This is a genomic window from Pseudomonas sp. LB3P25 (assembly GCF_054897985.1).
In genome coordinates this window covers 4,628,685-4,649,561 of sequence record NZ_CM142711.1, presented here as the reverse complement: position 1 = coordinate 4,649,561, position 20,877 = coordinate 4,628,685, and the positions used below count along the sequence as shown (strand labels likewise).

At 57.5% G+C, this 20,877-nt stretch carries 16 protein-coding genes; 5 read left to right on the top strand and 11 right to left on the bottom strand.

Annotation, left to right across the window (positions count from 1 at the left end):
- Positions 1–8 precede the first annotated feature (8 nt).
- The 5 genes from ACYZTW_RS21195 to ACYZTW_RS21175 all read right to left on the bottom strand — a co-directional run bounded on the left by ACYZTW_RS21195 (position 9) and on the right by ACYZTW_RS21175 (position 8,936).
- On the bottom strand, positions 9–815 hold the full coding sequence (locus tag ACYZTW_RS21195) for a hypothetical protein (protein WP_462001660.1): 807 nt from the start codon (positions 813–815) through the stop codon (positions 9–11).
- A 174-nt stretch (positions 816–989) separates the two neighbouring features.
- Positions 990–1,379: an Imm50 family immunity protein gene (locus tag ACYZTW_RS21190; protein WP_462001659.1), complete on the bottom strand. Its 390-nt coding sequence runs from the start codon at positions 1,377–1,379 to the stop codon at positions 990–992.
- A gap of 6 nt (positions 1,380–1,385) precedes the next feature.
- On the bottom strand, positions 1,386–6,164 hold the full coding sequence (locus ACYZTW_RS21185) for an RHS repeat-associated core domain-containing protein (protein ID WP_462001658.1): 4,779 nt from the start codon (positions 6,162–6,164) through the stop codon (positions 1,386–1,388).
- Entirely contained in the window at positions 6,161–6,904 is a 744-nt protein-coding gene (locus tag ACYZTW_RS21180; protein WP_462005814.1) for a DUF4123 domain-containing protein, read from the bottom strand. The genes ACYZTW_RS21185 and ACYZTW_RS21180 overlap by 4 nt, the downstream gene beginning before the upstream one ends.
- Positions 6,894–8,936 carry a type VI secretion system Vgr family protein gene (locus ACYZTW_RS21175; protein WP_462001657.1) on the bottom strand — a complete coding sequence of 681 codons (2,043 nt, stop codon included), beginning with the start codon at positions 8,934–8,936 and terminating at the stop codon, positions 6,894–6,896. Before ACYZTW_RS21175 ends, ACYZTW_RS21180 begins: the two co-directional genes overlap by 11 nt.
- A gap of 3 nt (positions 8,937–8,939) precedes the next feature.
- On the opposite strand from ACYZTW_RS21175, the gene ACYZTW_RS21170 reads away from it, so the two are divergent.
- On the top strand, positions 8,940–9,083 hold the full coding sequence (locus tag ACYZTW_RS21170; protein ID WP_462001656.1) for a hypothetical protein: 144 nt from the start codon (positions 8,940–8,942) through the stop codon (positions 9,081–9,083).
- On the opposite strand, the gene ACYZTW_RS21165 is transcribed toward ACYZTW_RS21170, so the two are convergent.
- Positions 9,068–9,583: an Hcp family type VI secretion system effector gene (locus ACYZTW_RS21165; protein ID WP_054051032.1), complete on the bottom strand. Its 516-nt coding sequence runs from the start codon at positions 9,581–9,583 to the stop codon at positions 9,068–9,070. The two genes, ACYZTW_RS21170 and ACYZTW_RS21165, sit on opposite strands and share 16 nt — an antisense overlap.
- 445 nt (positions 9,584–10,028) lie before the next feature.
- Between ACYZTW_RS21165 and ACYZTW_RS21160 the strand changes: the two genes are divergently transcribed.
- Positions 10,029–10,706, top strand: coding sequence for a type 1 glutamine amidotransferase domain-containing protein (locus tag ACYZTW_RS21160; RefSeq protein WP_462001655.1), 678 nt, complete (start codon positions 10,029–10,031; stop codon positions 10,704–10,706).
- A 169-nt stretch (positions 10,707–10,875) separates the two neighbouring features.
- Here the strand turns inward: ACYZTW_RS21160 and hglS are convergent, their stop codons facing one another.
- The 3 genes from hglS to ACYZTW_RS21145 form a co-directional block, all read right to left on the bottom strand.
- Positions 10,876–12,246, bottom strand: a complete 1,371-nt coding sequence (gene hglS, locus ACYZTW_RS21155) for a 2-oxoadipate dioxygenase/decarboxylase HglS (RefSeq protein WP_462001654.1) — start codon at positions 12,244–12,246, stop codon at positions 10,876–10,878.
- A 289-nt stretch (positions 12,247–12,535) separates the two neighbouring features.
- The gene (locus ACYZTW_RS21150) at positions 12,536–13,477 is read right to left on the bottom strand and encodes an alpha/beta fold hydrolase (RefSeq protein WP_462001653.1); all 942 of its coding nucleotides are present in this window, start codon (positions 13,475–13,477) and stop codon (positions 12,536–12,538) included.
- A gap of 22 nt (positions 13,478–13,499) precedes the next feature.
- Complete coding sequence (locus ACYZTW_RS21145) at positions 13,500–14,954, bottom strand: flavin-containing monooxygenase (RefSeq protein WP_462001652.1); 1,455 nt, start codon at positions 14,952–14,954, stop codon at positions 13,500–13,502.
- A gap of 193 nt (positions 14,955–15,147) precedes the next feature.
- Between ACYZTW_RS21145 and ACYZTW_RS21140 the strand changes: the two genes are divergently transcribed.
- From ACYZTW_RS21140 to ACYZTW_RS21130, 3 genes are all read left to right on the top strand, one after another.
- Complete coding sequence (locus tag ACYZTW_RS21140) at positions 15,148–16,221, top strand: diguanylate cyclase (protein ID WP_462001651.1); 1,074 nt, start codon at positions 15,148–15,150, stop codon at positions 16,219–16,221.
- 143 nt (positions 16,222–16,364) lie between these two features.
- Positions 16,365–17,609 carry a M20/M25/M40 family metallo-hydrolase gene (locus ACYZTW_RS21135; protein WP_462001650.1) on the top strand — a complete coding sequence of 415 codons (1,245 nt, stop codon included), beginning with the start codon at positions 16,365–16,367 and terminating at the stop codon, positions 17,607–17,609.
- A gap of 588 nt (positions 17,610–18,197) precedes the next feature.
- Positions 18,198–18,500: a hypothetical protein gene (locus ACYZTW_RS21130; RefSeq protein WP_462001649.1), complete on the top strand. Its 303-nt coding sequence runs from the start codon at positions 18,198–18,200 to the stop codon at positions 18,498–18,500.
- A gap of 150 nt (positions 18,501–18,650) precedes the next feature.
- Here the strand turns inward: ACYZTW_RS21130 and ACYZTW_RS21125 are convergent, their stop codons facing one another.
- A complete protein-coding gene (locus ACYZTW_RS21125) occupies positions 18,651–19,520 on the bottom strand; it encodes an isocitrate lyase/PEP mutase family protein (RefSeq protein WP_462001648.1) in 870 nt (289 codons plus the stop codon).
- 289 nt (positions 19,521–19,809) lie between these two features.
- Positions 19,810–20,844 carry an arginine N-succinyltransferase gene (astA, locus tag ACYZTW_RS21120; RefSeq protein WP_462001647.1) on the bottom strand — a complete coding sequence of 345 codons (1,035 nt, stop codon included), beginning with the start codon at positions 20,842–20,844 and terminating at the stop codon, positions 19,810–19,812.
- Positions 20,845–20,877 lie beyond the last annotated feature (33 nt).

Here is a 20,877-nt window from a genome sequence, read left to right as displayed (position 1 = left end):
GAGTGAATCTAAAAACTCATATCAGCTTCAATGTTTTCTTCGTAAGTCGAGAGCAACTTCTCAACGCTTTCGTTTCCGGAGTATTTTTCTTTCAACTGCTTCAGCTGCTGGTCGGTGCCCTTGCAATATTTATTTATATCGCTGATGACACGATCGAGATTTTTCGGGTCGGCGGGGTCCCGTTCAGGAATATCTCCGCGCAAAGAATCACAGTTGTCTCTGTTTTTGATGTAGCCGGAGACGTCGGTCGGAACGGACTCAGCATTTTCCGTTTCGCAAGAATTTGACGTTGGCTCTGCATCGTATCCTAGGCTCAAATACAAGTGACCGTTCAAACTCCCATGTTTTCTCGAGAAGAGATGAACGCCTTCTTGACTCAAGCAGGTGCTGATAGTTGTAGCTTGGTCCTTGACCTCAACGGCTGAGACGCCGTTTTCGGTTGCATTTTTACCAACTACAGCTATGCCGATGAAAGGCGCTGTGTATTGAATGTCAAGCCCATAGATGTGCATGTCGGATTCGTTGAGCAGGTCCATTGCATCGCCCTGCTGCTGTTTTTTCCCAGTTGTCTTTGTTAACTTGCAGCAAGCAACGGTTCCATCCTGAGGGAATTGGACTGAAATGACTTCGTTGCTTGAAATATTCTGGGTTGTATATAAATAAGTTTGCCCGTCTGGATTGTTTTTAACGAATCCAAATCCAGTGTCTTGGGAAAATACTGACCCTGAAAAAATAGTCAGAATGATGAAAAGTGTATGTTTAATGTCCATCGGTTGACCAATGTGGAGGGTCGGAAACAAGCTTTTTAACTCCATATGTAGTACCTACTGGATTCAAGTCGCTTATAGCCAAAAGGGGACACCCATTAGTCCCTTTAGTCCGTCCCCTTTAGTCCCCTTTCTTTACATTTTTGCTTTGAAGCGTTGAGGTGAGTTTTGTTAGTTTTTTAGGCAGTTCTCTTGGTGTGAGCTGATTTGGATGTTCTTTTGCTACACTGCGCCATCGTTATGGTATGCCTTAATATTTGCTATGGTAATGTTTTTTGCATTGCATGTGGCTGTACATGAGTTTCCAAACCCAAGTGTGACTTTGTAGTTTGAGTCATCTTGAGTAACGGTTATAGTAGTGGGGCCGCTGAAATTGAAATTTTCTACATTGAAATTTTCTACATTTATTATGTAAATCTGGAATTCGTACTCGTTATAATCTTTTTCCAGCCATTTCTTAGGGGCGACTGCTTGTTCTACTTGGCTGCATAGTTTTAAGCATATAGAGTTTCCGTCCAGCATGACGTAAGAAGTGCGCATGCTGGTAGGGGAGTAGTCTTCTCCAAAAATAGAAGTCCACTGTTTTTTGTTTGATATTGATGATGTCCACATTTTAGATTACTCAAACACGTAATGATTGGCCACACTTTTGAGGTGGAATGTTTTAGTTCGATGAGCATCTCCTGTTTCGGGATTGTACTCTCTAACATTGAAATGTGGTTTGTGCGATGCATGTGTAGAAGGGAAGTCTTCATGTCCATACGAATGTTCTTGAATGACGACGCGTTCATTATCAATGTTTTTATAATGGTACTCTCTAGTCATAACAGTATTTCCTTCAGCATCACGTACGAACTCAGTACCGCCATTCTCAGCTTCCTTGGTAAGAGGAATCCGCTTCACATCAGTTGGTTCTGCTGTCGTAGGAATTCTCGCATCACGTTTTGCATCTTGGAATGCGGCTCTACGGGATCCATAGAATTTATCACCCCTTTTAAATTTCTTTTGCCCCGGGCATCCAGTCAAACCCAGCGGATCAATCCACCCCGTCGGGTTAGGCACGTACTGGTAGCTATTCAACCCACCCGCAAGCTGGATCGGATCCGGTGTCAAAAAACGTCCAGTGCCCGGATTGTAGTAGCGGTGACGGTTGTAATGTAAGCCTGTCTCCGCATCGAAATACTGACCCTGGAAGCGCAATGGGTTGTCTATTTCACTGACGTCCAAGGCTGCAAGGTTGCCATAGGCCCGGTACTTGGCCGACCACATAATCTCGCCGCTATAGTCAGTCAGTTCCTGCGGTGTACCGAGGTGGTCGAGCTGGTAATAGAGCGGAGTGGCCCTGCGCGGACCTTCGCCGTCGAGCATCGCCAAGGGACGGAAGGTACCCGGTTCGTAGATGTAACTGCGGTAGCGGTTTTCTGCGCTTTCGGCGATCAGGCGGTCGCCTTGCCAGAGGAACTCTGTGGTGTGGCCGTCCACGGTTTTTTCGATTCGGCGGCCAAAGGCGTCGTATTTGTACGATGTGGTGTTGCCACCGGGCATGCTCACACCGATCAGGCGATGCTGGCAGTCGTAACGGTATTCGGTGACCAGTTTCTGGCTGGCACCACGGCGCTCACGGATCAGGTTGCCATAGGCATCGTAGTCGTAATGGCGGTCGCCCTGCATGAGCAGACGATTACCCTTGACGTTGGCGAGGTTGGCCGTGCCTTCGTTATTCTGGCTGAGCAGGTTGCCCGCCGGGTCGTGGGCGAAGCTTTCCGGTGTCGCGCCGCGAACGCTGATGAGGCGGTCGAGTGGGTCGTAGTGGTAGCTGCGGTTGCCTTTGCGGCTGTCGTCGACGCCTGCGAGGTTGCCATTGGCGTCGTATTTGTAGCGACGCTGGAACAGATTTTTATCCCGCTGGCTAACGCTGTGAGCTTGTAGTCGGCCCTGTTCATCGTATTGGTATTGGCTGAGTAGCAGGCCTTGCTGGCGTTGTTGTTCGCGACCAGCGTTGAATTGGTGGCTTGTCAGACGTGAACCGTTGAGGTCGATGCTACTCAGGCGACCGCCGGACAGATGGCGGTACTCGAGTGTGCTGCCGTCGGGCAGACGGCAGTGTTTGAACTGGCCGACGCTGTCGTATTCGTAACGCGTGGTGCCCCAGCCCTGATGCTCGGTGATCAGGCGATCCTGCACGTCGTATTCGTAGGCGAGCGGCCAATTGCCGTCGTCGACGTTTACCAGACGACCCAGTGCATCGTAGCTATAGTGAATCTCTTCGCCGTCGGGCAGGGTCTTGACCAGCAGACGACCGGAGGCATCGCGCTGGTATTCGCTGACCAGTTCGCTGCCGTCGTCGCCGAATTCAGTTTTCTTCAGCAACTGGCCGTTGAGGTCGTACTCGTAGGCGGTGCGGCGACCGTCGAAGCCGGTTTCCTGTTGGATCAGGCCGTTCGGGTAGTAGTCGAGCAGGTAGCGTTCGCCGCGTTCGTTCTCGATTTCGGTGAGGTTGAGTTGCGAGTTGTCGTAGCGATAGCGCAGTTGGCTGCCGTCCGGATTGATGCGGCGGCTGACGAGGTGCAGGTTGTCGGCGTATTCGTAGCGGGTGATGCGTCCGAGTTCGTCGCGTTCGGCGGTGACCCGGCCATACGGGTTATAGGTGAAAGCGCGGGTGGCGCCGCCGGGCAGGGTGACTTGGGTCAGACGATCAACGGCGTCCCATTGGTATTGGGTGATCGTGCCGAATTCGTCTTGGCGAGTGATCTGCCGGCCTAGTGCATCGTAACGGTATTTGCGTTGACCGCCATTAGGGAGACGTTCTTCCAGCAACTGACCAAGGTTGTTCCAGCCCAATTGATGGCGACTGCCGTCGGGGTGGCGAATTTCGAGCAGGCGCCCCTGACGATCATAGCTGTAGTGGGTTTCGTTGCCGTCGGGGTCGGTTTGTTGGGTGATGTCACCCTGACGGTTACGCTCGTATTTCCAGCGGGCTTTGCCACGCTGTACATCGATGAGTTGGCCGTTGAAATAGTTGTAACGGGTCGGCACACCTTCCGCTGGGATCACGGCAATCAAGCGTCCAGCGTCGCTGTATTGATATTCAGTGATCGCTCCCATCGCGTCTTTAACCGCGACCAGTCGACCTTGATCGTCATAGGCGTTTTGCGTTTCACCGCCATCGGGTGCGGTCTCGCTGATCAAGCGTGCATTTTCATCATGCACGTAGACCTGCGTGCTGCCGTCCGAGTTGTAAGCGGTGACCGAGCCTTTGTCATCCCATTCGTATCGCGCTTCCAGTTGCGAGTAGTTGGCCCAGTGACGGACGCAACGGGAGTGTTTGCCTTCTCGTTCCCATTCCCAGAAGAAGCTGGCGCCGCCGGCCAGTTGCCGCTCTACGATGACGTGTTGGTCGTTGTATCTGTAATGCTCGGCTTCGCCTACCGCATTGATCGCGCATACGAGTTGATTGCGGGTGTTGTAGCGATAGGTAACCAGCGTCTGGATGGTCAGCCAGGGATCCTGACGTTCACCGCGTTCGTTGTACTCAGGACGCAGTTGCTGTTGATCGACTGCCACGATGTGGCGATCATCATAACGAAGCAGAAGGGATCGCCCAGCACCATTGTCAATGCGTTGAATTCGGTCAACAAAGTCATAGCTGAGGTGCAGGCGATTTTCATAGGCGTCACTAATGGTCATCAGTCGCCCGGCCCGGAAATGGTAGTACCGTGCTTTTGGCCCGGCCTGCGTCAGAATGAGTTCGCCAGGCGCATCACCCAAGAAGATTGCCGCTTGTGCCAAGCTATTTGTAATAGATGGCCGCTGTTCAGTCGGCATTGGGAAGCGGGTTTGGCGGTTTTCATTGTCGATCCAAAGAACGCCTTCACCGTCGAGTTGCAAACGATGAGAGAGCGAGTGACTCCAGCCATGGCCGAGACGGCTATCTATTTCAACTGCACTACTGCGGTATAGGCGCGTCCACTCCAGAGCCAGTGAACCCGAAAGTTCACCGTCAGTCAGGGTCAACAATTCCTCGCCGGTTACCATCGAAATGGGGTCATCTTTGGTGCAGGTATCGTTGGCACACTTGGATGGTTGATCTGCTGGATTTTTCGACTGATCGGGAGCGTTGTCGACTGGTTCTACTTGCTCGGCACGCGAGGCAGGCTCATCTTTTTTACGGACCTGAACCTGCGCATCGGATTTCACTTCTCCGCCGCTGGAAGGTTGTTTTTGTTTCGGGTGCGTTGCAGTTTCGGCGGGTTTGGGAGCTGCAATCTGAATGTCAGCTTTGCGCGCCGGGTTAAACGCCGCATCTCCATTAAGCAGTAATGGCTTCGAGGCCTCGGTATGCGGCGCCGCCTTGGATTTGCTGACTTTCATCAGCATGCCAGTAAAGTCTTCAATCAGTTTTATGACTTTACCGCTGCTTTGCACACCCTTGATTGCCTTCGTACCCACACGTACGGCCAAGCCCAGACCACCAGTCAGAACCACACCGACCAGAATGTTCAGCAAGAATTCTGTGCTCATTTGCGCCAGCACTTCCGTGCAGGTCTGCGGCGGCAGCATTTTCACCCACGCCATGATGGCAGCGACATAGATCCACATCAGCGGCTCATCGCTGGCGATCAGCAAGGCTGTGTGGATGGCCTCTGTTGAGGCGTCATAAATCTTCTTGATCTGTTCTTCGGTGAAGAAGTTTTTCAGCTTCTCGTAGTTCTTGCGAGGGTTTGCGACCAGGTCATAGAGGCTCTTGATATCGCCCCACAAACCCATGATCGCTTTGAGGAAACCTTCCCACGCGGCTTCCAGCTCTTGCAGGGCACGGCCGCCTAGCGATGCATCGGTATGCGCTTGCCACAGAGGCAGGAAACTGGTGCTCCACTCGGTTTGCAGCCATCCACTCAGCTCACCAATCACGCCCTGATAGGAGTTGAACAGGCTATCGATCTGGGCTGGCGTGGGATTGGGGAAGAACGTGATCTTGTATTGCTGATTGGGGGTGAGCCCGGAGACTTCCAGAATTCCGGTTGAGTCGATGGTTTTGTTGATGGTCGGGCCGACTTCGTTCTTGCCAATGAATCGGCCATCGACCACAGGTGTCAGCCTTACCGGTGTATTACCGATGGGAACAAATCGCGCAGACTCGAAGCTATGCACAAGCGTGAGTTTGCCGTTTGCCGGGCAGTTGGCATAAAGGGTGTTTTCCTTTTTGCTGTCCTTGTCCTGAGTGTGGACCTCATCACCGACCTTGAATTGCTGTTCCGCGTCCAGGACTCCGCCGTACCAGGCCTCGGCATGCTCACGGTAATCCTTCAGGCACTTCTTGAAGTCACTGATGATGGCCTGAGCATCTGGTTGTTTCGCTGTCAGGTTCCCAACGATCGAACCCATCAAAATGCTCATACAGCCACCTCATTTTCCAGATGGGCCTTCAACAGCCCGGTGAAATTTTCTTCCGTGAGTGGCGTGCGTTTTACGAAGCGCGCCACTTTTGTTCGCAGGTTGGATTCGGGAAACGAGAAGTACAGATCGGCATGATCCTCCTTCAACCACTGCATCATGTTGCCTATTACGGTCGACGGGTTTTGCTTGGTCAGGCCATCAAGCAACGTCTTCGGCACTTCCCACCACGGCCAGTCTTTCGCCGGAGGCACCGCACGCGGCCCCACCTCCAGACTCTTCCCATTAATCAGATACCGATCAAACACCGGCAGCACCTCACCGGCGGCATCGCCGAGGCCTTCCAGAATCGGATAGATATGCCGTCCATCCCAAAACCGGAAAAACACTTCCGTCCCATCCGGCATCCGCACTTGGGTGAGGCTGCGCAGATGTTCGAACACCACATCCGGCTCACTGGTGGACACCGCCAACCAACCCCAGTCCTGAGCATCGGTTTCGGCAATCCACGGCAGGAAGCTTGAGTTGGGTTTCAACTCGATGAGGTAGGGCATCACCGGCTGCCAGCCCGCATAAGGTGTACCACCCCAAATCGGAGTCGCCTGGGTTGTTGGTTCTTTTTGATAAAGCGTCTTGAGCGCTTCGGCATCACTGGCCGCGCTAACAATCAAGTACAACCGCTCACCCGTCTTCAACGGCCATTCAGCCAGCCACGCCTGTGGAGTCAACAGATCAGATCGCACAAGCACCTGCCTTACATTTTTCGCACTCTTCACAGAACGGTGCGTTGCGTTTGAGGGTGTTGACTTGGGCCGGGGTCAGCACCGCACCTGCTTTATCTGCATCAGCCTGCTTCAACGCCCCAGGCATCAGCGGTGCCGCGCCGGTGCCGCTGCCCGGGCTGCCGCCGGAGTTCATGTTGATCGCCGGGCCGCTCAGGGTGACGCCGCTGCCGTCGATCTTGATGAAGCTGCCGCCGCCCTTGAGGGTGAGTTCGCTGCCGGCTTCGAGCACGACTTTCATGCCGCTGCTCAGGTGGATTTCCTGGCCGGCTTCGATGAACTGGCCGGTGCCGACTTTGATGTGCTGGTTGACGCCCACGGTGAGGTGGTCGTTGGCGCGGGTTTCGACTTTGCGGTCGGCGTAGACGGTGTGGTGTTCTTCGGCTTTGAATTCGCTGTAGCTGTTTTGCTCGACGGTGTCGTGGCGTTCGTTGCCGACGCGGACTTTCTGGTCGTGCTCGACGTTTTCGTCCCAGTCGCGCTGGGCGTGCAAGAAGATTTGTTCCTGGCCTTTTTTGTCTTCGATGCGCAGTTCGTTGTAACCGCCGCCACCGGGTGAGCTCAGGGTTTTGAAGGTGCTGCGGGTTTTGTTCGCGGGCAAGGCGTAGGGGACGACGTTTTCCTTGTGGTACAGGCAGCCGCTGATCAGCGGTTGATCCGGGTCGCCTTCCAAAAACGAAACCAGCACTTCCATGCCGATCCGCGGAATTGCGATGCCGCCGTAGTGGGCGCCGGCCCAGGCGGAGGAGACGCGCAGCCAGCAGCTGGTCTTGTCGTCGGCCTGGCCTTCGCGGTCCCAGTGGAACTGCACTTTGACGCGACCGTATTGGTCGCAGTGGATCTCTTCACCTTTTGGCCCGGTGACGACGGCGCTCTGGCTGCCGAGGATGCGCGGTTTGGGATGGTTTAGCGGCGGGCGGTTCGGCACGTCCCACGGGGTGGCCTGGAAACGGTTGCGGTAGCCCTGGTGGAAATCGTCTTTCAGGTTGGTGGTGTCGCTGGTGACCGACTCTTCCAGCACTTGTGGCTGTTTGCCTTCGTGGAGGATTTCGGTCAGTAGCCACAGGTCGTTCCATTTGGCTTTCGGGTGTTGGGTCAGGGCCAGGAAGTGGCCGCTGACCAGCAACGGCTGATCGCTTTTGCCTTCGGCGAGCTGGAAGTCACTGCGGTGACGTTCCAGGGCGCGTTTGGCCAGGTGCTTGCCGCGTTCGCGGTCGATGAAGCGACCGGGGTAGTCGTAGTCTTCGAGGTCGGGCAGGGCGTCGCCGCGGTTCTCGCTTTCCAGGGTCAGGCGCGGTTTTTCGAAGTCGTAGTCGCGGCGGGTGGTGCGGCTGGTGCGGGTTTCCAGGCGCAGGTCGAAGCGCTTGATCACCGGCTCGTTGGCGACCATGCCGGAGTCTTGCTGGTAGGCCACGGGTGCGAGTTTCGGGAATACCGTCTGGTCATCGCCGAACACCAGCTTGTGGGCCGTGGCGCTGTGCTGAAAGTGGTAGTGGATACCTTCTTCCTCGCACAGGCGCTGGATGAACTGCAGGTCCGATTCATCGTACTGAACGCAGTAAATGCGCTCGGGATAAATCGCCCCGACTTTGAATTCGTAGGCATTGCTTTGGATGCCGTGCTCTTCGAGGACCATGCCGACGATTTTCGGTACGGTGAGGTTCTGGAAGATGCGTTGGTTGATACGGTGCGCCAGGTAAGACAGTTGCGGGCGCAGGGTCACCGCGTAACGGGTCAGGCGTTTGCCGGAATCACCCTGGGCGGCGCGGTAGATCTGGCCATGAATGCCGCTGCCGTCAGGCGAGAGCTGCAAAAAGGCCGGTTTGTGCAGCAGGGTCTCGAGGTCCAGGGACGGCTGTTCACTGACCAGCTCCACCTCAAACACAAAAGGCTGGCTGATGGCTTCCCGACCTTGCAGGGAAAGAACCTGGAAGTCGCTGGAAAGACCTTCGATGGTCAGGGCAAAGTGAGTTTGATTGGCCGGCGCGAACATCCCTTGTTCCTCGTGCAGTGCTGCGGCGTTCGCCAATACCGGAAAAAGGAATCAGCAGACGCAAAATTCTGGAAGGGCGAAAACAACATCGACCAGCAGAGCTGGCCGATGCTTGAGACGGTCGGCCTGGATCAGGCGACCGGCTGACGCCAGTCATCGGAACCCGAAGTACCGGATACTTCGTGGGTCCAGGTGATTTTGCGGTAGGTGAATTGCACTTCTTCCAGGTGAGTGAAGTGCGAGTTCGACGGATCCTGGCAGTTGTGCATCTTGTTGTTGATGGCGACGATGATCGCGTCTTCCAGCTTGGTGGTGTAGTAGTGCTCTTGGGTACCTTGAGCCGAAGTGCGGTACCACTGGATAACGATTTCGCTCATGCGCTCGCCGGAGGTTAGAGCCGCCTGCAGCAGTGGCGAAGCCTTGTCGTACACCTTGGTGATCACGACTGGCTTGTGGACGCGCTGACCGGTCGGTTGGCCGGACTGCGGGTCACGCGGGATGATCACGTCGTGGCTGAAAGCCTGAACCATGACCTGGTCTTCGTGACCTTCCTGGTAGGTGTTGCCAACCGAGTCGGCGGTGAATGCGCCGGCAGTGATCAGACCTTGTTTCTCGCCAGTGACGGACATGTACGCTGGTGTAGCCATGGATGTGCTCCTTGCTAAAAGTTAGGGTGCCCGGGAGGCGGTATCGCCCGGTGGGTGCCTGACTGTCATCAAGGTCCGTGCCAGAAACGGTTAAGACTATATAAATCAAGTGGTTGAGAGGTTTTTAAGACCTCGTGGAGAATCTTCGGCAGCGATCGCCGGTGAATGTGCGCAAGAAGTTGCGCAGCACTGCGCAACTTCTTGCGCACTTGGCTGGGGCGCCTGGCAGGCCGGGCGATCAGCCCCCCGGGATGGGCTTTCGCACCGTTGAGTGCGCAACTTCTTGCGCATCAAGGCGGTTAGCCATCATCGGGGTGACCAATCGTCTCATTGGCCGATAACCGGCAGCAGAAGCGCTAGTGTGACAGGTGCAACGAACACTGCTGACTGGAGGTCAAACTCAGCGCCGAGATGAATGAACATCTGCGAATTCAAGGAGAACGACATGAAAATCCTGATGGTTCTAACGTCACACGATCAATTGGGTAATACGGGTAAGAAAACCGGCTTCTGGCTGGAAGAATTTGCCGCGCCGTACTTCGCCTTCAAGGACGCTGGCGCTCAACTGACGCTGGTCTCGCCCAAGGGTGGTCAACCACCGCTGGACCCAAAAAGCGACGAGCCAGACGCGCAAACCGCAGCCACCGATCGCTTTCGCAAAGATTCTGCCGCCCAGTCCGCATTGGCGTCTACCGCCCTGCTGAGCAGCGCGAGAGCTGAAGATTACGACGCGATTTTCTACCCGGGCGGCCATGGCCCGATGTGGGATTTGGCCGAAGATAAAATTTCGATTGCCCTGATCGAGGCGTTTTACAAGGCAGGCAAACCGGTCGCGGCTGTCTGCCACGCACCGGGTGTGTTGCGTGACGTCAAGGGCGCGGACGGCCAGCCGTTGGTCAAAGGCAAGCGTGTGACGGGGTTTACCAATTCCGAGGAAGAGGCTGTGCAACTGACGAAGGTTGTGCCGTTTTTGGTGGAGGACATGCTTAAGGAGAAGGGTGGTGTCTATTCCAAGGGGGCTGACTGGGCGAGTTATGTGCTCACTGATGGTTTGCTGATTACCGGTCAGAATCCGGCATCGTCCGAGGCAGCGGCACAAGAACTGTTGGCGAAGCTCCGCTAAATCTGACGTGTAGCAGCTGGCGCAGCCTGCGTTCGGCTGCGAAGCAGTCGTTGTATCAGCCGCCGCGGTCTTCAGACAAACCGTGTTTGCCGGTTTTACGACTGCTGCGCAGCCGAACGCAGGCTGCGCCAGCTGCTACATGTTCGTGCTACGCCTCAGACCGCGAGGCTCAATGCGCGAAACATTCCTCGATCGAGCGCCGCTGCGTCTCGGCATACAACGCCAACTCATCAATCGTCGATCGCCCCAGCGCCTTCTCGAACACCTGCCGGTTCGATTGCACGCCATAGTGGGTTTGCGCCGCATCGCCCAGGTTCGACTGAAAAATCCCCGCTGCGCTAACCGGCAGGAAATCTTCGTACACCAACGGTTCAACCCGCAAATACCCGCCGCTGAGCAGATCTTCCAGCGACCCCGATTTCAGCTCATCGGCCCCCAAGCCTTTTTCCGTGACGAAGTAGCGAAAGTACGCCAGTTCCTGTTGGCGCATGCCCTCAACGGTGTCAGGGAATTCTGCAAAGTGCTGCGCCATCAGCGCGTTGTAGCGAGCGGCGTTGGCTTCATTGGGGAAGTCTTTCAACTCATCACGGGCAGCGTTGAGCAAACGGTCGTAAAGCGCCCGGCCCTTGGGGGTGAGTGCAGCGCCGCGTTGCTCGATTTCGCCGAAACGGGCGCTGTGGCTGCCACGATTCTCGGCTTGATCGGTGAAGGCGACAGGTTCGTCCAGGGCCTTGAAACTGGTCTGGCGCAGCAGGATCGGGCACTGACGGCGGGGCGGGCCTTCGATCACCGCTTTGGGGGTGATGCCGTGGGCAGGCATTTGCGCCTGGACGATGTCGATGTCCAGGGTGCGCGGCGTCAGGTGGTTGATATGCGGGCCAGTGAATGCCACCACGTCGGCGATCAGGCGATGCTGAGCGCTGAGTTTGCGGTACTGCTCGGCGGTCACGGTGGCGCTGTGGTGCCAGCGAAAAGTTTCCAGCGCCTGCTCGACGAAGTCCTGGGCCTCCTGGTCGGTGAGGCCGCCCCGGGTTTCGGCGCGATCGATGAGGGTCAGCGCGGTGGGGGTGAAGATCGAGCGCTTATCCAGCACCGACTGGGCGAACGTTCGCAGTTCCAGGTCTTCGATCAGTTCCAGGCGCAGCAGGGAGGTGAATACCCGGAACGGGCTGACCTGCAACGCCGCTTCATGCACCGCGCGAAAAGCCGTGGAGTGCACCGGCACGCCGGCCGGGGTCAGGTCGTAATAACCCACCGGTTGCATGCCCATCACTGCAAACAGCCGGGCGAGGGTGGCCAGTTCATCGGCGGTGCCGACACGGATCGCGCCATGCCGCTCCAGGTCCAGGCGCTGGATTTCACCGGTGCTGTTCAACTGTCGGGCGATCTGTGGATCGTTGTCCAGCACGTGACGGTTGGTCTGTTCCACCAGTTCCATCAGCGCGCCATACAGCGGCACTTCTTCGCGGTACATGTCGGACATCGCTTTGGAGAAGCGTTGGCGGATCAGGTCAGGGCTGACGAAGTTCGGGTGGCTCATGAAAACAATTCCTGGTGCGGTGACGTAAAGGATGCGGGAAAAGATCGCAGCCTTGTGCGGCGCCGACAAACGAAGAATCTTACGAACTTCATTCTGCAAAGGACTGCTGGTTGTAGCAGCTTGTAGCAGCTGCCGAGCCTGCGAGGCTGTGGTGAGGGGATTTATCCCCGTTCGGCGGCGAAGCCGTCGTGAATTCAGACGACGCGGTGCATCAAATAGACCGTGCGTTCAAATTTTACGACTGCTTCGCAGCCGAACGGGGATAAATCCCCTCGCCACAAGGCAGCTGTTACACAGGAAGTTCCGAACGCAGCGATGCCAAAAATTCCCGATACAACCGCGCCGCGATCGTCGGATGCTCCACCATCGGCATATGACCGGTGTGGTCCCAGACTTCCACTCGCAGATCGGCGATGCCTTTGCTCCAGATCGCCACGCTGCTGACATCGATCAATCGGTCCTTGCGCCCCCACAGCAACAGCGCCTGGCATTTGATGTCGGGCAATTTTGGCTCCATCGGCGGGCTGGCGCGCAAGTCTCTGAAGATTTCTTCCAGCTCCTCGCATTGCTGTTCATAGCGCTGGGCGATGGCGTCCAGTACCACTTTGGGCACCCACGGTGGTTCGGCCATGGTCATGGCGTAGAAGCGCTGGAATTCTTCCCGTGAGTGAATCAGGAACGGGTTGTGGCCCTTGGCCAAATGCCGCTCCAGGTCGCTGGCTTCGGGGGCGGTGACACCCGCCGGGTCGATCAGGGCCACCGAAACGATGCGATCCGGGTACGTGGCCGCCAGCCACGCCGCCATATAACCGCCCATCGAGTTGCCGATCACATGGACTTTCTCGACGCCGCAGACATCAAGCAACTGGATCATCCGCTTGGCCTGCAAAGGAATGTCGTAGCCGCCGCCCGCCTTGAAGCCGGTTTCGCCATGGCCGGCGATATCGGGGATGATCACCCGATAGTTGCCGACAAAGTGCCGGGCAAAACGCAGCCAGATGTTCTTGTCGGCGCTGTAACCATGGAGCATCAACACGCTGCTGGACGCTTCGTACGGCCCGCCTTGCCAAGTCGAAACGGTCATTTCGGCGATCGGCACGACAATTTTGTGCAGTCGATACAGCTTGGCCTCTATCGACATGTTCAAGTCATAGAGCCAATAACCGATGGCCGGGTAACTCAACCAGCTCCAGGCCGCGAAAACTGCGAGTGCGACAACCAACAAAAGCATCAGGCATCTTCCTTCTACGTGATCAGGACAGAATGTGATCGGCGGGTTTCAGCGCCCTGGTCAACCGGTGATAGCTGAAACTGAACCCCGGAAACATCGCAATCACATGACCGCTCTTGCTTTGATACCAACTGTGGCAGCCCCCGGACTTCCATACGGTGCGTTCCATCTCCCGGTGGATCATTTCAGTGTAGGTACGTTCTGCTTCGGGGCGTACTTCGATGCTGCGCAAACCGTGTTCTTTTAACGTGCGGATGCAATCGAGAATGTAGTTCATCTGAGACTCGATGATGAACAGCGCCGAGGTGTGGCCGATGCCCGTGTTGGGGCCGGTGACGATAAACAGATTGGGGAAGTTCGGCAGGCTGGTGCCGAGATAGGCCCGCGGATACAGGGCCCAGAAATCTTTGAGTTGTGTGCCGTTTTTGCCGGTGACCGGGTAGGAAATCACCCCGTCGGTGGCGTCGTAACCGGTGGACCAGACGATCAAGTCCAGGTCGATGTGTTGGCCGTCCTGGGTGACGATGCCGGTTTCATCGATGGAGGCGATGCCTTGCTCGCGGCCGTGCAGGCTCACGTTAGTGCGACCCAGCGCCGGGTACAGGGTGCTTGAGACGATTATCCGTTTGCAGCCGATGGCATAGTCGGGCGTCAGTTTCTTTCGCAATTGTGGGTCGGGCACTTGCCGTTTGAGAAAGCGCAGGGCGTGTTGCTGGACCAAGCGGATCGCTGGTTTCGAATACTTGAAGGCAATCACTCGGGTTTCGAACAGCCAGTAGATCATCCAGCGCAACAGTTTGTAGGCCGGTTTGAGCCCCAGCAACCAACGCTGGAAAGGCCCAAAGGCGCGGTCGGCCCTAGGCAATACCCAGTGAGGCGTGCGCTGGAATACATGCAAATGCTCGACGTCCGGGGCAATCGTCGGAATCACCTGGGCGGCGCTGGCGCCGCTGCCAACGATGGCCACGCGTTTTTGCCGGTAATCGTAGGCGTGATCCCAGTTGTTGGTGTGAAAAGTCTTGCCCTGAAACCGCTCCTGGCCCTCGAAGTGTGGAATCACGGGTTGGCTCAGCGGCCCGGTGGCGTTGATCAGGAACTGCGCATGGAACGTGCCTTGGCTGGCGGTGTGCACCGCCCAGCGTTTGCCGTCATCGTCCCATTCGATGCGCTCGACATTGGCCTGCAGTTCCACCTTGTCTCGCAGGCCGAAGTGCTCCACCACGTACTGGGTGTAGTGGTGCAGTTCGGCCTGCTCGGCGAACATTTGCGTCCAGCGGTAGGGCGCGAAGGACAGCGAATAGAGCGGCGAGGGCACGTCGACCGCGGCACCAGGGTAGGTGTTTTGGCACCAGGTGCCGCCGAAAAAGTCCCGTCGTTCCAGCAGGCGGAAATCGCCGATGCCTGCCTTGAGCAAATTGATCGCCGCACACTGACCGCCAAAACCGCTGCCGATGATCAACACTTGAAAGGTTTGCATGGGCCTCCCTTTTTATCGTTATTGATCGAACCCTCCTTTCATGTATAGCCAAACATTGGGCGCTCGCCTCATGGCGATGCCTTGGTATTCAGCCCGCCAGCCGGTGATGGCTATTTGCCGCTGCCCTGATAGACTCTCACCGCACTTGAAACCCTTGTGTCTTCAGGTTCCGTTCAGTGGCGCAGAGGCCTCTATGGGAAAAACGGGAGGAAAAGGACTTTCACTGGCCAGGAGGCTCTATACATCGCGAACCCTGGGTTTGGCTTTGGGGCTGTTGCTCGTGAGCGCGGCGATGTATCCACTCAACCCCGCACCGTGGGTCTGGGTGGCGATGCTGCTTAACGCTGTACTCTGGCCGCACCTGGCTTATCAATGGGCGCGCCGCGCGCAAGTGCCTTATCACGCCGAACACCGCAACCTGCTGGTGGACGCCTTTCTTGGCGGCTTTTGGGTCGCAGCCATGCACTTCAATCCGCTGCCCGGCGCGACGACTCTGGCCATGATGGCGATGAACAATGTGGCCATTGGCGGTTTGCGTTTCCTGTTGGCGGGAACCGTGGCGCAGATTCTGGGGATGGGCGTCGGACTGCTGATTTTCTCTCCCGCCTTCATCCCGCAAACCAGCCCAATGCAGCTGTATGCCTGTTTGCCCTTGATGTGTTTGTATCCGCTGGCATTGGGCTGGATCTGCTTCCGCCAGGCCCACACCCTCGGCCGACAAAAGCGTGAATTACTGGCCCTGAGCCGCACCGACAGCCTCACCGGCCTGCTGAACCACGGCGCCTGGAAGGATCAACTGGAAGTCGAATTCCAGCGTTGCAAACGTCAGCAGCAGGGCGGGGCGATTGCGCTGATCGACATCGATCATTTCAAATCCATCAACGACACCTACGGCCACGTTGCCGGGGACATCGTCCTGCGTCAGTTGAGCAAAATGCTCAAGCAGAACCTGCGCGCGGCGGATGTTGCCGGGCGCTACGGTGGCGACGAATTCTGTGTGATCCTCCCGGACCTTCCGCTCACGAGCGCTGCGGCCGCCATGGATGCCCTGCGTGATCGTTTCGCCACCTTGGGCTATGAGCAGAGCCCGGCGCTGACAGTCAGCCTGAGCATCGGCCTGGCCGCCTTCAACCCGGCCCACACCGACGCGACCCGGTGGCTCAACGACGCCGACCAGGCGCTCTACGAAGCCAAAGCCACCGGTCGCAACCGCGTCATCTGTTGCGGCGATGGCGAACCGCATCACGAATTACTTGATTCGGTGTGAACCGCCCACACTCCTGCGTGGGAATGGAGCCATGGACGCTCCGCATCCGCTCTTCGCGTTGCAAGTGTCGCATTCGGTCTAGAGCCTTGCGCCGTAGTCAGGTAGGGTGTTTTTCACCCCCGACACGAAACAAGGATCGATTCATGACGTTCAAGCTCCCTCGCTCCCTGCTGGCCACCAGCCTTGGCCTGACCCTCGCTCTCGGCGCTTTCGCTCCCGCAGCCTTCGCCGAACCGCACAAACAAGTCCTCGCCGATTCCGAACAGTACAAGGATGAAGCCCTGAAGTTACTCGAACGTTTGGTGAACATCGACACCGGTTCCGGTTATGAACCGGGCCTGTCTCAAGTACGTGACATCGCCACCGACGAACTGAAAAAGCTCGGCGCGACCATTGAACTGGTGCCCAATACCCCGGACAAAAGCAGCCACGTGATCGCGACCCTGAAAGGCACCGGCAAGGCAAAAATCCTGCTGATGGCGCACATGGACACCGTCTTCAAGGAAGGTTCGGCCGCCGAGCGTCCGTTCCACATCAAGGACGGCCGTGCCTACGGACCGGGCGTGATGGATGACAAGGGCGGCATCGTTGCCGGGATTTACGCGCTGAAAGTCCTGAAAAACCTCGACTTCAAGGACTACGCGCAAATCACCTTCCTGCTCGACGCCAGCGAAGAAACCGGCTCGGACATCGCCACCGACCTGATCAAGAAAACCGCCAAGGCCCACGACGTCACCCTCAACCTCGAACCCGGCCGCCCGGCCGATGGCCTGGTGGTGTGGCGCAAAGGCAGTGCCACCGCCGTGGTCGAGGTCAAGGGCAAGGCGGCTCATGCCGGTGTCGCGCCAGAGCTGGGACGCAACGCCGCCATGGAAGCGGCGCACCAGATTTTGCAACTCGGCAAACTGGGCGACGCAGAGAAGAAAACCACCATCAACTTCACCGTGCTCAAGGCCGGCGACCGCACCAACGTGATTCCGGATCAAGCCACCGCCAAGGCCGATGTGCGGGCGGCGGTGCCGGAAGAGTTTGACCGGATCGAGAAGGACCTGGCGCGGGTTTCCAAAGACAAGCTGATTGCTGACACAGAAGTCACCACCACCCTTCAGCGCGGATTACCGCCGATGCCGCAAACGCCGGAATCGGATCGGTTGATGGCCATGGCTCAGGGGATTTACGGGGAGATTGGGCGCAAGTTGACGGAAGAAGGTAGCGGTGGGGCGGCGGATGCCAGCCTGTCCGCGGGTGTGGGCACGCCGACGCTGGATGGGTTCGGGATTGTTGGCGGCAATATTCATACGCCGGAGGAGTACGCGGAGGTTGAGAGCGTGGCGCCGCGGATTTATTTGTTGTCGCGGATGATTATGGAGTTGGCTAAGGCCCACTGAATTGCGTGCGGTTTTGAGGGGGGTGGTGGGTCAGTTGGATCGACCCCTCACCCTAACCCTCTCCCCTGAGGGGCGAGGGGACTGACTGTGGGTTTCTTGAGGAATCAGGCGACGTGAACGAACAAAATTGAATGCGATTTTTAAGTGCTTTGCTGTTGGGGAAATCTTAGTTCGACTCAATCTCTCAGGTCGCAGCAAATAGCCAAAACAACTCGGTCAGTCCCCTCTACCCTCTGGGGAGAGGGTTAGGGTGAGGGGTGTTTCTCAAGCCGGACACCGCCGTCAAAACCACCCCACAACTTTCCAAGACGTTTCCTACGACGTACCCTGTTGCCGCGTTTCGGCATCGACCCCTATAGTTCGGGCTCGCGGAAAACACCGCGAACGACCTTGGCCGGTCGGTCACCCCAAACGCATCAGCGTCATTGTTTAGACCTTTTTATGTCTGAACATCGTGTTATGGCAGCTGTGCGCGGGACACCCTTGGGTGTGCCGGATGTGTGGGTGTGCCGGTCGGCCAACCCGCACACAGCTGCCACCTAATTCGCTTGGCCGCGAACGGTGGTTGCTCTATTTGGAGTTACACCCATGTTCGACCAAGTCATGCCCCGTTACCTCCCCATCGACACCTACGACGCCGAAACCCCGGTGCTCTTCATCAACACCCACAAAGAACTCAGCGACCTCGCTGCCTGCGCGGCGCACCGCTTCACCGTGGTTCGCGATCTGGCGGACACCTTGTCCAGCCTGAACCTCAAAGACATTTCCGATTGCGATCTGACGCGCGTTACCCGGGCGGTTCATCTGCTGATGCGCGAAGGCTGCGCGATGCTGGATGTGGTTCAGGCGAGAGCGTTGCAGCGGGAGGAGGGGTTCAAAACCGCAGTTTAGTGGTGTGGCATCTGACGCTATCGCGAGCAGGCTCGCTCCCACAGGGATTTTGGGTGAACACAAGATTCGTGAACACCGCCAATCCAATGTGGGAGCGAGCCTGCTCGCGAAGGGGCCATTGCAGTCACTACTTCGACGTCTGCTAAACCGCTATTCCTTAACGCTCATAAACTCTTCCGCCCAACGGATGTATTCCTCAGGCTGCGTATAGGTGTGAGTCAACTCGGTCGCATTCAGGTCCGACGCCTGAGTAAAGATCTGCCGTTGTTCCCGCAGGCTGTCATACGTGGCCTTGATCGCGGCGAAGTAGGCGCCGTGGCCGTCGATGGTGACCCGCACGCCCAGTTCGGCCAGGCGTTTATCGTCGCGCAGCAACGGGTTGCCGTAGGTGACCAGCATCAGCGGTACGCTCAGGTGCTCGGCGATTTGTTCGAGGTGGTCGAAGTCCCGCACGCCCACCATGCAAACCCCGTCCGCACCGGCCTGCTGGTAATGACAGGTACGGCTGATGACTTCCTGCACCGGCAGGATCCCGGCGTTGGTGCGGGCGATGATTGCCATTTCCGAATCGACCCGTGCTTCCAGTGCCGCACGAATCTTGCCGACGCCTTCTGCCACCCCGATCAGGTCGGTGGACTTGCGGCCGAACTGGGCGGGCAGCAGCGTGTCTTCAATGGTCAGGGCGGCCACACCGGCGCGTTCAAGTTCGACGATGGTGCGCATGACGTTGAGCGCGTTGCCGTAGCCGTGGTCGGCGTCGGCGATGACCGGCAGTTGGGCAACACGGCCAATGCGCGTGGCCTGCTCGGCAAACTCGCTGAGGGTGATCAAGGCAAAGTCGGGGGCGCCCAATACCTGCAACGATGCGACCGAACCGCCAAGGATCCCCACTTCAAAACCCAGGTCAGCGGCAATGCGGGCCGACATCGGGTCGAAGACCGACGCCGTGTGATAGCAGGCGCTGGAAGCGAACAGCTCGCGAAAGTTACGGCGCAAATCTTGATGAGAAAGCCTGGACATATGAGTTCCACCACTGCAATGGGAATGGAAGGGCTTGAGCAAAAGTGTCAACGCCGAAGGAACAAAAGGCTATCACGCGAGCGGGGGAAGGATGATGACGAATTTTTGCACTAGGAAGATGGCGCCTTTCCTGTGGCGAGGGAGCTTGCTCCCGCTCGACTACGCAGTAGTCGTAAAATCAACGAACGCGAACTGTCTGAAGAAAAGTGGTATCGGCTTTGGGGGCCGCTTCGCAGCCCAGCGGGAGCAAGCTCCCTCGCCACAGGTGTGGAGAGGTTTCAGAATCCGATCAGGCCGCCACCGCCTGCTGCTGTTGATTGAGCAGCGGCACGGCGCGTACCGAGTTGCCGGGTTGCAGTTGCAGGCGTTTGGCGGTGAGGCGGTCGACGATCAGGCTGTTGCCCACCTGCCTGGCCTGGGCGGCGGTGATGCGGCAGTTTTCCAGGCGACGGTTGTGGATCAGCCATACCGGCGCCTGCTCGTCGGGCGTACCGATAACCAGCAGCAGCGGTTGGCTGTCGCGCACGGCGCGGATGTTCGAGACCGGGGCTTCGATCACCGGGCCGGCGTCAAAGATGTCGATGTAACCCTTATGGGCAAAACCTTCGGCGGTGAGGATCTTCAGGGCCGGTTCGGTGTTTGGGTGTGCCTTACCGATCACGGCCTGGGCCTGTTCCGTGAGCAGGCAAGTGTAGAGCGGTTGGCGTGGCATCAGTTCCGCGATGAACGACTTGCTGCCCAGCCCAGACAAGTGATCGGCGTGGCTGAAATCCATCTTGAAGAAGTGCCGGCCCAGGCTGTCCCAGAACGGTGAACAGCCATGTTCGTCGGCGCTGCCACGCAGTTCGGCGATGAGTTTGTCGCCGAACAGGTGCGGAAACTCGGCAACAAACAACAAACGCCCCAACGACAGCAATCGACCGTTGCTGCCCTGGCGTTGATCGGGTCGCAGAAACAGCGAGCAAATCTCCGATTGGCCGGTCATTTCATTGTTCAGGAACAACGTCGGAATCTGTCGCTGGATACCCAGGTCCGGTGACGAACTGACCGTGAGCCCGACCCGGTAGTTGTACCAGGGCTCGCGCAGGCCCACGGCGCCCACCAGGGCACTGACGCCCACCAGTTGTTGATCGTCGTCTTCGAGTACGAAAAGGTAATCGGCATCGGCGCGTTCGACCTGTTCGGCGAAGGTTCGTTGGGCCCAGCGCACCCGGTGGCTCAGGCGTTCCTCGTTGGCCGGCAGGGTGGTGAAGCCGGGGCCAGCCTGGCGCACCAGGTTCAGCAAGGCGGGCAGGTCGGTGACGTGAACCGGGCGGACAATCATGATGCAACTCCTTCTGCACGCCCGCTCGGGCGC